This window comes from Pseudomonas sp. FP603, assembly GCF_030687415.1.
GTDB lineage: Bacteria > Pseudomonadota > Gammaproteobacteria > Pseudomonadales > Pseudomonadaceae > Aquipseudomonas > Aquipseudomonas wuhanensis.
On sequence record NZ_CP117431.1, the window covers coordinates 5,734,643 to 5,747,673 of the forward strand.

A 13,031-nucleotide genomic window follows, 5' to 3' on the forward strand; every position below is an offset into this window, starting at 1 on the left:
GACCATTGCTCTCGTTGTCCAAATCAATCGAGAGCAATACCTATGAACACCTCTGTCACCGATTTTTCCCGCAAAACACCCGCCAACTCCACTTCACTTTTTGATGCCGCTTCGACCTTGATCCGCATGCGCGAGGTGGAGGGCATCGTGGGCATGAAGCGCTCGACCATCTATAAACTGATGCAGCGCACCGAATGCGGCTTCCCGCAGCCCGTCAAACTGAGTAACAGCAATGCCCGTGGCGCTCCTGTTGCCTGGGTTCTTTCTGAGGTTCAAGCGTGGGCACGCAGCCGCATCGAGGCGCGTGATCAGGTGGCCGCATGAAGCGCAATTACAATCCGTTCAAAGGCCCTTTTCACGACACCTACGCCATCGGGTTCCGTCTCTATCTCCCCGGCGCGATCAACTGGCGGCACCGCACCATCGCCGGCGTGAGCTGGAACGGAAATGATCAGGAAGCGTTCTTTTTCAGTCCTGACGGCCTCGCCCTACCGCTGAAAGCCAATCCGTGGGAACTGCCAGAGCTGATTCGCCTAAACGCAGTACGCAGAGAGTTTTCCAGCATTCATGGCACCGGTCATTTCGCCATGAAAGCGGGTCGCCTGACCTCGCTGAAGTCCCTTGGCATGAGCGACTGGGTCACCTATTGGTTGGTTGATCAGTCGTGCGGATACGCAAACGATCCGGCAGTGTGGCAGCGCATTACCGAACAAGATCTCGCAATGGAAAAGACGGCTAGCGAGCGCGCTCACCACGACATGCGCTTGACCTCCGATCTGACCTGCTATGTGGATGAGTGCTTGGCACAACGCCGCGAGCAGATGGCCGTAGAGCACCGTCGTCGGTGTGCCGAGGACAGCAAGATCTTGGCTTGGCTCAAAGGTGAAACACCACCGCCGCTGTTTGCCCACGTGCAGGAGGCCGCATGAGCCGTCAGATCGCCAATAACGCCTTGATGCATCCCTTTTCCGTGCTGCGCCGGATCGGCTTTTCGCCGCGCCTCATGCAACGCCTTGAGCGCTACCGCAGCCAGCAGGACAAACAGGGGCGCGTGGTCAGTGTACTCAGTTGGGCCGATGGCACCTGGTGCGCCCTCTCCCTCCACTGCGAAAGGACCGGTGCCGTGATCGTCGAAGGCCAGCAAACGCACGCCTACGAAGACGCCCGCTCCATGCTCAGCGGTGGATTCCTGCCCCTCCTTTCCCTGCGCTGGGAAGCCCATGCCTGAAACGAAAACGCCTCCGGGGGCGATCCGGAGGCGTTGAGGTCAATCTAAATGCACGAACAATTTATGCCGCACCTGAAAAATCCGCAAGCCATCAGCGCAGTTGCACTTTCGAATAACGGACGTTACTCTCTGGACGTCGCTGCAAATTCAGCGTCCGGACTTGGCCGTCCGAACCGCAAAAGGCGCACAAGCGCCCTCCATCCGAACGCAGGCGCTTTTTTTGTGCCCGTCGTATCGTGTTATGGCGGCTGTGCGTGGGACACCTTCGGGTGTGCCGGGTCCCTTTTGCCCCGGTCGGCCAACCCGCGTACAGCTGTCACCATTCCTTGCTTGGCCGCAAGCGGTGGCAGCTCCTCAGCAAAAGGAGCTCTACATGCACGCCATCAATCCGTCCAAAATTCGCGCCGCTGCACACCGTGCAATGGCTCTCGCCGCTTTACACGCCAACTCCAGCCTCGCAACACGTCTCTCCCGTTACAACGCTCACATGACCAAAGCCCGCGCGCTCGAAACCGCAGGCGGTGCCCAATGAACAACACCCTGAGTTTCTCGCTGCCTGAAGACCTGCTTTGCGTAAATCCAAAAGCAGAAGCCGGCGTGCCTATCGACGCCATCACCTGCGCCATTGACCGTGCCGACTCGGTACTGACGCTGCTTGAGGATCACTTCGAAAACGAATCCTCGCGCCTCGCCAATCACGTCATTGCCGCCGTCCTCTGGGACGTGCGCGGCACCCTCGGCCTGATCAAAACGCTCGCCATGCACGGTGATACCACCTCAACGCCTGCGGTGCATAAAGGCGGTGCACTATGACCGCTTCTACCACACTGGGCCACGCCACTTTCTCCCGCGTTAACGCGACCGACCTGAAGCTGTTCCGGGTCAACGCTGGTGTTCCAGTCGAGGATGCGCTGGAGATGGTGTCGCTGCTACAGCATCACGCGAACCAGCTCAACCTCGACGCCGCCATGAGCGACCACGGCGAGCGTTTCAGTTGGCCCGCTCTGTACCTGGGCGAGATGGCCAAAGCCCTGATCGATGACATCAACGACGCACTGTTTTTGCCGAGGGCTGACGCATGAGCCAACGCCCGAACAGCACCGCAAAACGACCAAGCTTTGCCGACGTAAAAGCCGCCGCGTTAAAAGACATTGATCGCGTCCTGTCGCATTGGCTGCCCAACGGCAAGCGCGTGGACGGCGGCAAGGAATACACCGCCCCGAATCCAACCCGCAGTGATAAGCGCGCCGGTTCGCTCAAGGTCAATTTGAGCAAGGGCACCTGGGCCGACTTCGCCACCGGTGACAAGGGCGGCGATCTGATCGATCTGGTGCGCTATTTGGACGGCGGCACCGATGTCGAGGCCTGCGCCAAACTGGCGGACCTGCTCAACGTCTCGCCCGGCGCCGCCCAGTCGCCCCCCCTCCCCGGCAAGGCAAAAGCGCCGGAGTGGATCGCCATACAGCCGATCCCGGCCGAGGCCATGAACAAGTGCCCGACCAAGCATCGACAGCACGGCGTGCCGTCCAAAGTGTGGATCTATCGTGATGCGCAAGGCCAGCCACTTATGGCGCTCTACCGCTTCGACCTCGGCCTGGATGAAGACGGCAAGCCTAAGAAGGTCTTTGCGCCACTGACATGGTGTCAGCGCGCCGATGGCCAAACTAAGCAGTGGCGGTGGCAAGGTCTGCCGGATCCGCGCCCATTGCTGCGCCTTGATGAACTGAACCAGCGCGCTGACGCGCCAGTTGCCCTGTGCGAAGGCGAAAAAGCTGCGGATGCCGCCGCCGAACTATTGCCCGGCTACGTGGCCACCTGCTGGCCGAACGGCTCCAACTCCTGGCACAAAGCCGACCTGACTCCGCTCAAAGGTCGCGACGTGCTGTTGTGGCCAGACAACGACGATAGCGGCAAAGTCTGCATGGACGCCGTCGCCGAAAAGCTGAGCGAAATCGGCGCCGCCTCGGTTCGAGTCATCGCACTGGATGTGTTCAATCGCAAGCCCACATTGAAGGGCGAATGCGCCGCCTTCGCCAAAGGTGGTCAGTGGAGCGACGGCGACGATGCAGCCGATGCACTCACCAAGGGCTGGACAGCCGCCCATTTCGTCGAACTGGAAAGCAGCGGTGAACTGTCCGGTTTGCCTGTGGAAAAGTCGGTCACGGAACAGGCTGACACCAAGCCGGAACCGAAGACAAAAACAGCGACCAAGCGCCCGGCAAAATCGAAAAATGACTTGATGCCCGGTGGCTTCCGCTTAACCCCCGAAGGCGTGTTTTATGCGGGCGACGACGGCGAGGCACGCCCGGTGTGTTCACCTCTGGCGATCCTCGCCCGTACCCGTGACGAGAAGGGCCACAACTGGGGACTGCTGGTCGAATTCGACGACCCAGACGGCACCAAGAAGCGCTGGAACATCCCGGCGCGCACCATGACCGGCGACTTTGGTAAAGACGTTCTTGGGCCTCTGGTGGACATGGGTTTACGTCTTGCAGGGAGTCGTTCGGGGCGTAATGCACGCAACGACCTGCAGAGTTACCTCGGCGGCTTCGACAGTGCGCAACGGGCGCGGCTGGTTACCCGCTTAGGTTGGCACGACAGCGCCTTTCTACTGCCCGAGCAGCAGGTCGGCGCGCACAGCGAACACCTGCACTTCTACGAGGCCGGTGCGCAACTTCCACCGATCAGCGAAGCGGGCACGCTGGAGCAATGGCAACAGCAGATCGGCGCTTTGTGTGTTGGCAACCATCGCTTGGCGTTTGTCGTCGGCGTGGCCTTTGCGGGTCCACTACTGCACATGCTCGGCCATGAGTCGGGCGGCTTTCACCTGTACGGCGACAGTTCAGGCGGCAAGACCACTCACCTGCAAGTCGCCGCCTCGATCTACGGCGGCCCACGTCTGGTGCGTTCGTGGCGCTCCACCGATAACGCGCTGGAATCCATCGCCGCCGCGCATTCCGACGGCCTCCTGGTGCTGGACGAAATCGGCATGTGCGATGCGCGCATCATCGGCGAGACGGTGTACATGCTCGGCAACGGTACCGGCAAAGCCCGCGCCAATGACCGGGGCCAAGCAGGCCGACAGGTACAGGAATGGCGGCTGCTGTTCCTTTCCACCGGCGAGAAGACCTTGGCCCAGCACATGGCAGAGGCCAACAAGGAGCTGAAAGCGGGCATGGAGGTGCGCATGCTCGCCGTCCCGGCCGATGCCAGCAAAGGCCTCGGCATGTTCGACACGCTCAATGGTTTTGAAGACGCCGCAGCACTGTCCGACGCGCTCAAGGCACGGGTGGCGAACTACTACGGCACACCACTCACTGCCTTCCTGACGGCGCTGTGCGAACCCGGCAAGCGTCACGGCTGGTCGTCCATCCTGCGCCGCACGCTGGAAGGTTTTATCGCCAAGTCGCTCCCGGCATCAGCCAGTGGACAGGCACATCGTGCGGCCGCTCGTTTCGGCCTTGCGGCAGCAGCGGGCGAGCTGGCCACCGCCATGGGCATCACCGGCTGGCCGGATGGGACCGCAACTACTGCGGCCCGAGTGTGTTTGAACGCCTGGTTAAACGAGCGTGGCGGCGCCGGTAACTTTGAGGGGGATGCGATCTTGGCGCGGCTGCGCCAGGTCATCGAGCGCTTTGGCGAAAGTCGCTTCACCCGCTGGGAATCGGCGGCGGCAAAAATCGACGAACACGGCCCGCGCACCATCGACCGGCTTGGCTTTCGCAAAGCGCTGGAGCATGGGATGGGCGACACAATGCACACCACAAACACTTATTACGTGCTCCCTGAGATGTGGCGCTCAGAAATCTTCCGGGGCATGAACATCAACGCAGTGAACAAGGAACTGTTGCAGCGCGGCGTGCTGGAGCCGGGCAGCGACGGTAAGGCGTCGAGTCTGGTCCGGTTGCCCGGCCTCGGTCCGCAACGCTGCTACATCGTGAAGACGATTCCGGGAACGGATGAGAGCGAGGCTCGGGCTGCCTGAGGGCATCTCTGCTGATCGAGGTAGCGCCGGCTCATTCCCGGCCTCGCCAGCCGCTCATTCAACCCAAATCAAATTTCAAAGGAACAAGACAGATGAACGAATTTCAAGCACCGACAGAGCAACGCGAACCGCTGACCAATGAACTGGAAGGCCTTGAAGTCGCAGGACTTTCAGAGGTTGTGCCGGACGGCAGTGAAACGATCGGCCATTGCGAAAAGAAACAGCAGCTGCTGCACGAAATCGAAAGATTGAAAGTCGTGCGGGATAAATACCTGAGTGAAGCCGAACAACTGCATACCGAAATAGCTCCGCTGGAAGCGCTATTGGAGGGCGACGAGGTCATGGATGCTGATCGAGCATATGAAATACGGAAACAGTACAACACCCTGAAAATCCCTTACGACTCTCGAATGCATCACGCCAGCATCATGGGCAATAAGATTGCTCGACGCGAGAGTCTCGCCAATCACGAAACCTTGATGGCCGGTTTCACCGACTCGATGGCGAATTGGAAAGCGGACGAGCAAGAACTCAACGAAAAGCGGGATAGCCTCAGTGCCCGCTTGGAACAGATCCGACAGCAAGCAACCGAAGACTTGGCGAAAGCACGGCAAGCCGAAACCGATGCAGCAACCGCTTATGCACAGGCGGTGGCATGGGGCGACACCGAGGGCGAAAAGAACGCCAACGCAGAAGCGCAGAAGGCTGCGAAAAACCTCGCGTCTGCGACCGAGCACAATCGTCGACAACACCTGATCATGACCGCGCTAGAGCACGAGCTGGCCACAGTCGACCAATACATTGCCGAGGCTCAGAAGGAACATAAAGCCATCGAAAGAAAAGCACTGTACCTGGCGCGGACGGTTTTAGAGGAACAGTGGAACGAAAAAGCTCAAGCATTGCTGGACATGGGAGGAAAGCTCTGGGCGGCCATTAACCTAGTTGGTGGCGATCAAGTTAGTCTGATGAAGTTGGTGCTTCCTGAGGAGGGTGAAAGATTCGGTAACTGGACTAGCAGTGACTTGTCGGAGCGTTCCTACAAATACACCGTACAGGACGTCCTCTCGTTGTAACACGCCGCGACACCTGAAAGAGCCCGCGCTGTCGGGCTCTTTAAAGACCTGCCAGGATAAAGATCATGATCACCCAAATACGAAGCAGCGCAAGCTGGACCGACACCTTGAAGGCGCGCAAAAACCATTTGACCGCCTTGCTGAAAATCGTTGATATCAAAACCGGAAAAGCCACGAAGGTTCAGACACTCACTGTCGACTTGATAAAGGCTGAAATGAGCCACCTCGAAAGCAAGTTAAACGGCCGACAATAACGCTGAACTTGTATGCAGTAATACTATTCAAATAGATACCTTCAAAACACATAGTAGGAAACGCCAATGTCCAAACTTGCCGAATACCGTCAGCTGGAAAAACACTTGGCCGAGCAGCTCCAGGCTCTGGAAGCCCTGAAGGGCGATTTACAAAAACCCTCACACCGGCGAAGTCGTAGAGACCAAAGGCGGTAATCACAAGACGTTGAAAGAGTGGAAAGCCGAGCACGGTTCCGATGTAGTCGAAAGCTGGCTGAGCAAATAAAGCCAGACCTGATAAAAAGGCCTCTAGAGAGGCCTTTTTCTTTTTAACGCCTAGCGCTATTTCGTCCTACAGATCTCAACGTCATTTTGCGTCTTGACCTTAGTGTCGAATCCAAGCCGATACTTGCAGTAATCGATAATCTTGTTGCGCTCATCGTCAGTGAGCCTTTCGACTTTCCTGATCTCACCATCGTTCGCGTGGATGTTATAAAACTTCATCTGGAACGTCGGATGTTTCTTGATGAACAGGATGGTTTCGACATCGCCGTCTTCAAGGGCCTCGTAGTAACCAACATAGAGCGCGGCCACTAACGTCAAGACCGCCACGATTAATAGCTTCTTCATTCTTGTGGTGCCGGTGGAGGCAACAACTGTGTCTTGGTTCTGAGGTTTCTTACCAGCTCCATTCCTATATTGCCGGGACAGATTTTCCCTTCGGACGCCTGTCCCGGATACTCCCTGTGACCACCGAAATGTTTGATCACGAACACGCTTTTAAGTGATTCGATCAAATGCATCAGCGCGGTAATCTGAGCAGCCGGAATCACGTTTGTAGTGCTGTAGCCGATGCTGTCGAGAGCGACGCGTCCCTTCGCGACCCAGTCGCCGCCCTCCTCCGGTGTCGTCAGGTTCTCAAGCAGTACAATCCCGATTAAACCTGTGTTGAACTTCAACACGCTCGATCCCTGAAAACGGATGTCACGCCCCTCGAATATCTGGCCGGTGCAATCAATCCCATAGTGGTAGCCGATATCGTCGTAGGCCTGGCCCATATGACCTTTTTGAATTTCCTGCATTTGCCCACCACCTGGCGTACAGCTATGGCTTCGCCCAGCATGGTGGAGGGCAATCATGCTGTAGTCCCAATCCATCACCATACCCGGCTTGCCTTTCGCAGCGCCCCATGAGGAGCGTTCTACGAACGTGGCGTTCAGCGAGCGTGCTTTTTTGATGATCGCCTCTCGCGTTGCGGCGCGGTCGTTCACGGTAATCGGAATCGGGCACATGAACTCGCCAGGCTTGATTTCCTGGGCGATGGCTTGTGTTAAGAACGGAGCAGGCATTAGCGTCCCTCCGCCAGTTCATGAAGCGTCCTAGCCGGTGCACTGAACATGATATGAAGTGAGATCTTGGCATCTGGCGTTGGGGTTTTGACATGAGCTATGCCGTTGGCATCTGTAACACCGGTAGTTTCTACACCGTTGATCATTGCGACGTAGTCACGGAAGGCTAAAGGAGCACCTGTTTCACTGTCAGTGATGTTGAACGACTGCCCGTAGGTTTTCTGAATTGAGAGCGGTATCGGAGGTATGAACGGCGCAGGGGTATGCGAATCGCCGATGATGACCGTGCTGGAGCCTGCGACCACTACATCTCCATGAGTACCCACCGTATCAACAAGTGCTGCGTTTTTTCCATTAATGAATACGGTGGCTGATACGCCTGAAACCAACGCGCTTCCGCAGGTACACGTGTCACCCATACGGGCTGCAGCAAGTCCGTCGAAGAACACGTCAGACGAACCTGAGGCGATGGCTTCGGCACCATGTCCTGGCATTGGGCAATTAGTCGGATCGGTTATGCGTGCGGCGGGCTTTGCCATGCGCGACTCCCTGTCAGCGTTATGTGATAAACGGCGACTTTATCAGCATCGCCCAATAAAAAAGGATTTTCGTCTCCTGAAAATCGCTAGGCCGAATTCCCGCACGACGTTATTGAATCACGAACCTGGGTCGATCCAATGGTCATAACTGAGCAATTCAGTAACGCGTCAAATCAATCGGAAGTGAAAACGTGACACGTCACAATTGAAAATGAATGAAAACGTGACAGTCACGGTAAGGCACCTAGAATCCCGCATGACGGGCTATAGCGAGAACCTGCTAGGTAGCACTACAAAAAACATAAAAACGCTATTGAATGCCCCACAGGAGCTTTTAGTTGATTTTCTGGGAATACATACAGTACGATGCTAAGCATTGGATCCACGCATCACCGAGTGCCATTGCTGAAACGTTTATTTGACTATTTGTTCACGAATTGACGGTCCAGCACAGAATCAACACTACATGATGTGTTGGCGAACGAAGAAAAACACTACATGTGGTATTTTTTCGACTATTATGCTTTCATAGGTAGGAGTCCCTTAGGCAAAAACCTAACGGATGATAGATAGAAAGGAATTTAGGGGCTGATTGCCCAAAGAATTGTGCAGAGAAATGTCTCTGCAAAAGAAAAAGCCCCACCTGCTCAGCGAGCAGACAGGGCTTTCAGCGCGCACCAAGGGGAAGTTTTCTCAGGGCCTACCCAAGGGCGCATCAACCACAGTCCAGAAAGGAAAGCGGTTAGGGGAACGAATAGTATGGATTCGCTCGTGGTCACACAACTACTTTTTAGGTCTCCGCGACCGAAGGGTCAAGTTCGTGAGCGAAAAATACTGAACGTCCCCTCATCTCCTTCTGAATTTGGGCTGAAAACACCTTTTATATGGTGACTTATGCAACCCCCAGAGTCAGACGATTACGAATACATTTACTGCCGTTTCCGTCGCTGCGGAAAAAAGCTGCTTGATGCCCGAGCATATGGGCTTCAAGCCTGGCGCCTACGTGTACGTCGAAAAAAAGGAGATCAGCAATGAGCAAAAACTCAAAGAAATCCTCCCCTAGGGTTTCTTCTCTAGCGTCTAAAGTCTTACGGGACAAGGAATCATCGGCGATTGCCAAGAGCTTGGCAGCATCGGTGATTTCTCAAGCCGGCTCCGACAAACAGTCAGGCGCGAAGATGGAAACGAAAGCTAGCCAAGCGCTACAAGACAAACGCTTGTCTAAAACGACTCGAACGCTGGCGGCTTCTGTTGTATCGCAGTCGTCTAACGAAAGGTGAGGTGAATTAAAGCCCGGTCGATTGGCCGGGCTTTTTACCACTCGCTACCTCAGCTTTTCAACCATCACCCGAATACTCGACATTCGTTGCCGCCAGTCGTCACATTGCACCTGAAGTGATGGTAGCGAGCTTCTATGGGGTTTTATGAAAAAAGAGCTAGCACAACGCTTGATTGCAGAAAAGGCTTATGACGTTGGATACAGCGCCAAATTGCATTTTTCCACCTATGAGATTGTGGAGAAAGGTCCTGGATGGATTGGTTTTGTATCGATATGCGTTGGTATCTTGTCACTCATTATTTCTTGGCTTGCAGAAAAACAGATGTCCGCTGCAGTAACAATATTAGGCATCACTGGTATGTACATTGCCTACTACTCCGAGAAAAAAGATGACTATTACGCTGTGGGACAAAAGCTGACTGCGCTTTTCAATAAACTGAAAAAACTGAGCATGACCTGCGAGTCAAGCGAAAAGGTTTCAGCTGAGCACTTAAGTGAGCTAGAGAATATTGAACATGAGTTTAACTCTCTCTGCTTGAGCAAACATATATTTGGGGCTAGCTGGCTTGCTCACAAGAAATTCTTTTGGGAGCAGCAGATAGGATGGATTGACGAACACCTTCATTTCAATTTTTTTAGAGACAAAATCCCTTTGTCTTTATACATCACGATTTTCGGTAGCTTGGTCGTTGTTCTGGCTGTTCTGGCATTTAACTTAGATCTGACAGATTTAATAGATCACATACAAAGGATCTGCACAAAATGACAAAAGAACTATTTGAGCAATTCAGAAAAAATCTAGCAGTAAAAAATTCTGATGCCATTTCAAAAAGTTACAGACAAACAACGAGCAAGCTAAACGAAAAATATTACGAACTAGACTCTGAAATTTCAAACTGTCGGCAAGTTGGTTCTTATGGACGCCGCACTGCAGTACATGGGGTAAGCGACTTAGACATGGCTTTCATCTTACCCTGGGAAGTCTACGACCGATTCAATAAATATGAAAACAACAAACAGTCGGCCTTACTCGCTGAAATAAGGTTAATTCTAAAAGAAAAATTCCCAAATCGAGACGTAAAAGCGCAACAACAAGTGGTGTCAATTGACTTCACTGATTACATCGTTGAAGTGCTACCTGCCTTTCTGAATGAAGATGGAAGCTATACCTATCCAGATGCAAATGATGGTGGCCAGTGGAGGACCTGTAATCCAATTTCAGAAATTGATGAAACGAACTCACTAAATCAGCTTAAAAACCACAACCTTAAGAGGCTGTGTAAAATGATTCGCGCATGGAAGAACGATCATGGCGTGCCTATGAAAGGCATGCTTATTGACACTCTATGCTATCAATTCTTAAAAGGTACAACTGACTACGACACGAAATCCTACTCAGCTTACGGGGAAATGACTAAAGATTTTTTTGCTTACCTCGTCGATATTGATCAAGAGAAAGAGCAGTGGAGAGCTCCTGGTAGTGGTTCAATTGTTACAAAAAGTGGAAATTTCCACCCTAAAGCAAAAAAAGCACTGCGAAGACTCCAAGAGGCATTAGATGACCCGGAGGTTGCCCATGAACGATGGAGTGCTGTATTTGGAGAAAACTTCCCCGAATATGTGGAAGAAGAAAAGCGCCAAGCCATTGCGCGAAATGAAATAAAAAACCTAGAGCAATTTATTGGTCAAAAATTTAGCTTAGACATTCACTACAACTTAGAAATTGACTGCACCGTTAAAAACGAAGGAGACCAACTCAGAAATCTGATGTCACGTATTGGCCTCTACAAAATACCTAAACAACGAGAACTTACGTTTTACGTTAAGCATATAAATGTCCCCCCTCCCTTTAAGCTCTATTGGAAGGTTAGAAATGTAGGACCGGAAGCAATTCGGCGAAATATGTTAAGAGGGCAAATTCAGATGGACAGTGGCTATCATCAGATCACCGAGCACTCAGATTTTCAGGGAGAACACTACGTCGAATGCTTTGCGGTAAAAGAAAATATCTGCGTGGCTCGTGGCCGCATCGTCGTTCCAATCTGATACTTACCCAGTAGGTAGACCATAGTGCATTCCTCAATGATTATTTCAATATAATTCAACAAACACCCGGAGGATTATAAATTGGAAAGACTACTGGAAAGTAACACTGTGCTGCCAAATGAGTTTCATGCCGCATATAAGCTATGCTTCACTATACATGACGTAGCCGCCCAACTCCTTGTTTCCGGGATCAAACAAGGAGTCTTCATTACAAGCATTGCCTTCAATGGCGAGCACGAAAAATCTGCGCTTGAGCAAGCAGATGACCTGCTTGATTGGTTAAAAAAAAGCGGACGCCTGAATGATGAAGCTGACGTATTAGTCACCATGGCTTTTCCAGCAGTACTGTCAGATATTCTGCATTGTATCTTCGAAGCACTTGAAGCATCTAGAAAAGGGAAGCTCGCTATTGCGTATATGCTGTTAAGAAAACCATTTCAAGAGAGCCTGTACCTACTTGAATCAGTGATTGCCGACAAAGAAAGCTTTTCCAAAATGATTGCGGATGATCCTTCGAGATTACGTCCGCAGAACGCAGGTGGTATTGACGGCCATATCAGGCGCATTCAAAAAGTGCTGAAAACCATTGGTGAAACGTCAAGATTCAATGCTAGCTACATAGCCAAACTGCGCTACGACAAGACCGAAAACGATAGCTTTGACGGTATATGCAACAAAGCCATGCACTTATTCACAGATCACAAATCGATAAAGACCGAGAAATATAATATCAATTTTATTTTTTCAGGAATGACTCAAGCAATGACTCAATGGGCATTCCTTTACTCTCGCCTACCTTACCTGCTGTTATATTTACTATCACTGATCGAATTTATAGCTGAACGATTCTCACAGACACTTCCTTCTTATAAGGTGGATATGGATCGCCGAATAGCATCTTCATTATTGATGGCAGATCCTTATATAGATACAAAATATCGAACTGAGCCACTTACCCACTTGACACTAATGACACGCCAATGGCTTTCTGAACACTGCATGAAAAATGGCTTTCTGGCACCAGAAGCCGAGCACCTAGAAAGAATGGCTGTATCCGGTGCATTCCCAATGGAGAGTGACGATGAGGTACACGCCCGACATCTCTTATATGAGCAACTAGTAAGCGCATGATAGCGTCATCAGTCCCTGATGGAGTTTATTCGTTTTGGTTTACCCTACGAGCTTGCTAGGAACGGGGATTCTTACAATTGCCACACGCTTGTGGCCAAAAGCGGCCCTCTGAATTCAACGACTAATACCGCTTCCTATGTAACACCAATACGCGTAGTAACACGTCTG

General features: G+C 52.7%; 16 protein-coding genes and 1 pseudogene. 14 read left to right on the forward strand and 3 right to left on the reverse strand.

Annotated features, from left to right (window positions below):
- Nucleotides 1–42 precede the first annotated feature (42 nt).
- The 10 genes and pseudogenes from PSH65_RS26555 to PSH65_RS26600 all read left to right on the forward strand — a co-directional run.
- Nucleotides 43–324, forward strand: a complete 282-nt coding sequence (locus PSH65_RS26555) for an AlpA family transcriptional regulator (protein ID WP_305423300.1) — start codon at nt 43–45, stop codon at nt 322–324.
- Nucleotides 321–929: a hypothetical protein gene (locus PSH65_RS26560; protein WP_305423301.1), complete on the forward strand. Its 609-nt coding sequence runs from the start codon at nt 321–323 to the stop codon at nt 927–929. Before PSH65_RS26555 ends, PSH65_RS26560 begins: the two co-directional genes overlap by 4 nt.
- Nucleotides 926–1,228 carry a hypothetical protein gene (locus PSH65_RS26565; RefSeq protein WP_305423302.1) on the forward strand — a complete coding sequence of 101 codons (303 nt, stop codon included), beginning with the start codon at nt 926–928 and terminating at the stop codon, nt 1,226–1,228. Before PSH65_RS26560 ends, PSH65_RS26565 begins: the two co-directional genes overlap by 4 nt.
- 373 nt (nt 1,229–1,601) lie before the next feature.
- Nucleotides 1,602–1,760 carry a hypothetical protein gene (locus PSH65_RS26570; protein ID WP_305423303.1) on the forward strand — a complete coding sequence of 53 codons (159 nt, stop codon included), beginning with the start codon at nt 1,602–1,604 and terminating at the stop codon, nt 1,758–1,760.
- Entirely contained in the window at nt 1,757–2,041 is a 285-nt protein-coding gene (locus tag PSH65_RS26575) for a hypothetical protein (RefSeq protein ID WP_305423304.1), read from the forward strand. Before PSH65_RS26570 ends, PSH65_RS26575 begins: the two co-directional genes overlap by 4 nt.
- Complete coding sequence (locus PSH65_RS26580) at nt 2,038–2,310, forward strand: DUF3077 domain-containing protein (protein ID WP_305423306.1); 273 nt, start codon at nt 2,038–2,040, stop codon at nt 2,308–2,310. Before PSH65_RS26575 ends, PSH65_RS26580 begins: the two co-directional genes overlap by 4 nt.
- A complete protein-coding gene (locus tag PSH65_RS26585; RefSeq protein WP_305423308.1) occupies nt 2,307–5,213 on the forward strand; it encodes a DUF927 domain-containing protein in 2,907 nt (968 codons plus the stop codon). The genes PSH65_RS26580 and PSH65_RS26585 overlap by 4 nt, the downstream gene beginning before the upstream one ends.
- 92 nt (nt 5,214–5,305) lie before the next feature.
- Nucleotides 5,306–6,286: a chromosome segregation protein SMC gene (locus PSH65_RS26590; protein WP_348529742.1), complete on the forward strand. Its 981-nt coding sequence runs from the start codon at nt 5,306–5,308 to the stop codon at nt 6,284–6,286.
- A 65-nt stretch (nt 6,287–6,351) separates the two neighbouring features.
- The gene (locus PSH65_RS26595; RefSeq protein WP_305423310.1) at nt 6,352–6,540 is read left to right on the forward strand and encodes a hypothetical protein; all 189 of its coding nucleotides are present in this window, start codon (nt 6,352–6,354) and stop codon (nt 6,538–6,540) included.
- Between the two features lie 148 nt (nt 6,541–6,688).
- A pseudogene (locus PSH65_RS26600) lies at nt 6,689–6,805 on the forward strand (DNA binding protein); the annotation flags it as partial.
- A gap of 56 nt (nt 6,806–6,861) precedes the next feature.
- Here PSH65_RS26600 and PSH65_RS26605 read toward each other — a convergent pair.
- The 3 genes from PSH65_RS26605 to PSH65_RS26615 are packed head-to-tail and all read right to left on the reverse strand — an operon-like array spanning nt 6,862 to nt 8,407.
- On the reverse strand, nt 6,862–7,149 hold the full coding sequence (locus PSH65_RS26605) for a hypothetical protein (RefSeq protein WP_305423312.1): 288 nt from the start codon (nt 7,147–7,149) through the stop codon (nt 6,862–6,864).
- Nucleotides 7,146–7,868, reverse strand: a complete 723-nt coding sequence (locus PSH65_RS26610) for a peptidoglycan recognition family protein (RefSeq protein ID WP_305423314.1) — start codon at nt 7,866–7,868, stop codon at nt 7,146–7,148. The genes PSH65_RS26605 and PSH65_RS26610 overlap by 4 nt, the downstream gene beginning before the upstream one ends.
- A complete protein-coding gene (locus PSH65_RS26615) occupies nt 7,868–8,407 on the reverse strand; it encodes a PAAR domain-containing protein (RefSeq protein WP_305423316.1) in 540 nt (179 codons plus the stop codon). Before PSH65_RS26615 ends, PSH65_RS26610 begins: the two co-directional genes overlap by 1 nt.
- Before the next feature lie 1,031 nt (nt 8,408–9,438).
- Between PSH65_RS26615 and PSH65_RS26620 the strand changes: the two genes are divergently transcribed.
- From PSH65_RS26620 to PSH65_RS26635, 4 genes are all read left to right on the forward strand, one after another.
- Complete coding sequence (locus PSH65_RS26620) at nt 9,439–9,687, forward strand: hypothetical protein (protein ID WP_305423318.1); 249 nt, start codon at nt 9,439–9,441, stop codon at nt 9,685–9,687.
- Nucleotides 9,688–9,831: 144 nt separating this feature from the next.
- Entirely contained in the window at nt 9,832–10,452 is a 621-nt protein-coding gene (locus tag PSH65_RS26625; RefSeq protein ID WP_305423320.1) for an SLATT domain-containing protein, read from the forward strand.
- The gene (locus tag PSH65_RS26630; protein ID WP_305423323.1) at nt 10,449–11,732 is read left to right on the forward strand and encodes a nucleotidyltransferase; all 1,284 of its coding nucleotides are present in this window, start codon (nt 10,449–10,451) and stop codon (nt 11,730–11,732) included. Before PSH65_RS26625 ends, PSH65_RS26630 begins: the two co-directional genes overlap by 4 nt.
- Before the next feature lie 81 nt (nt 11,733–11,813).
- A complete protein-coding gene (locus PSH65_RS26635; RefSeq protein ID WP_305423325.1) occupies nt 11,814–12,863 on the forward strand; it encodes a hypothetical protein in 1,050 nt (349 codons plus the stop codon).
- Nucleotides 12,864–13,031: the final 168 nt, after the last annotated feature.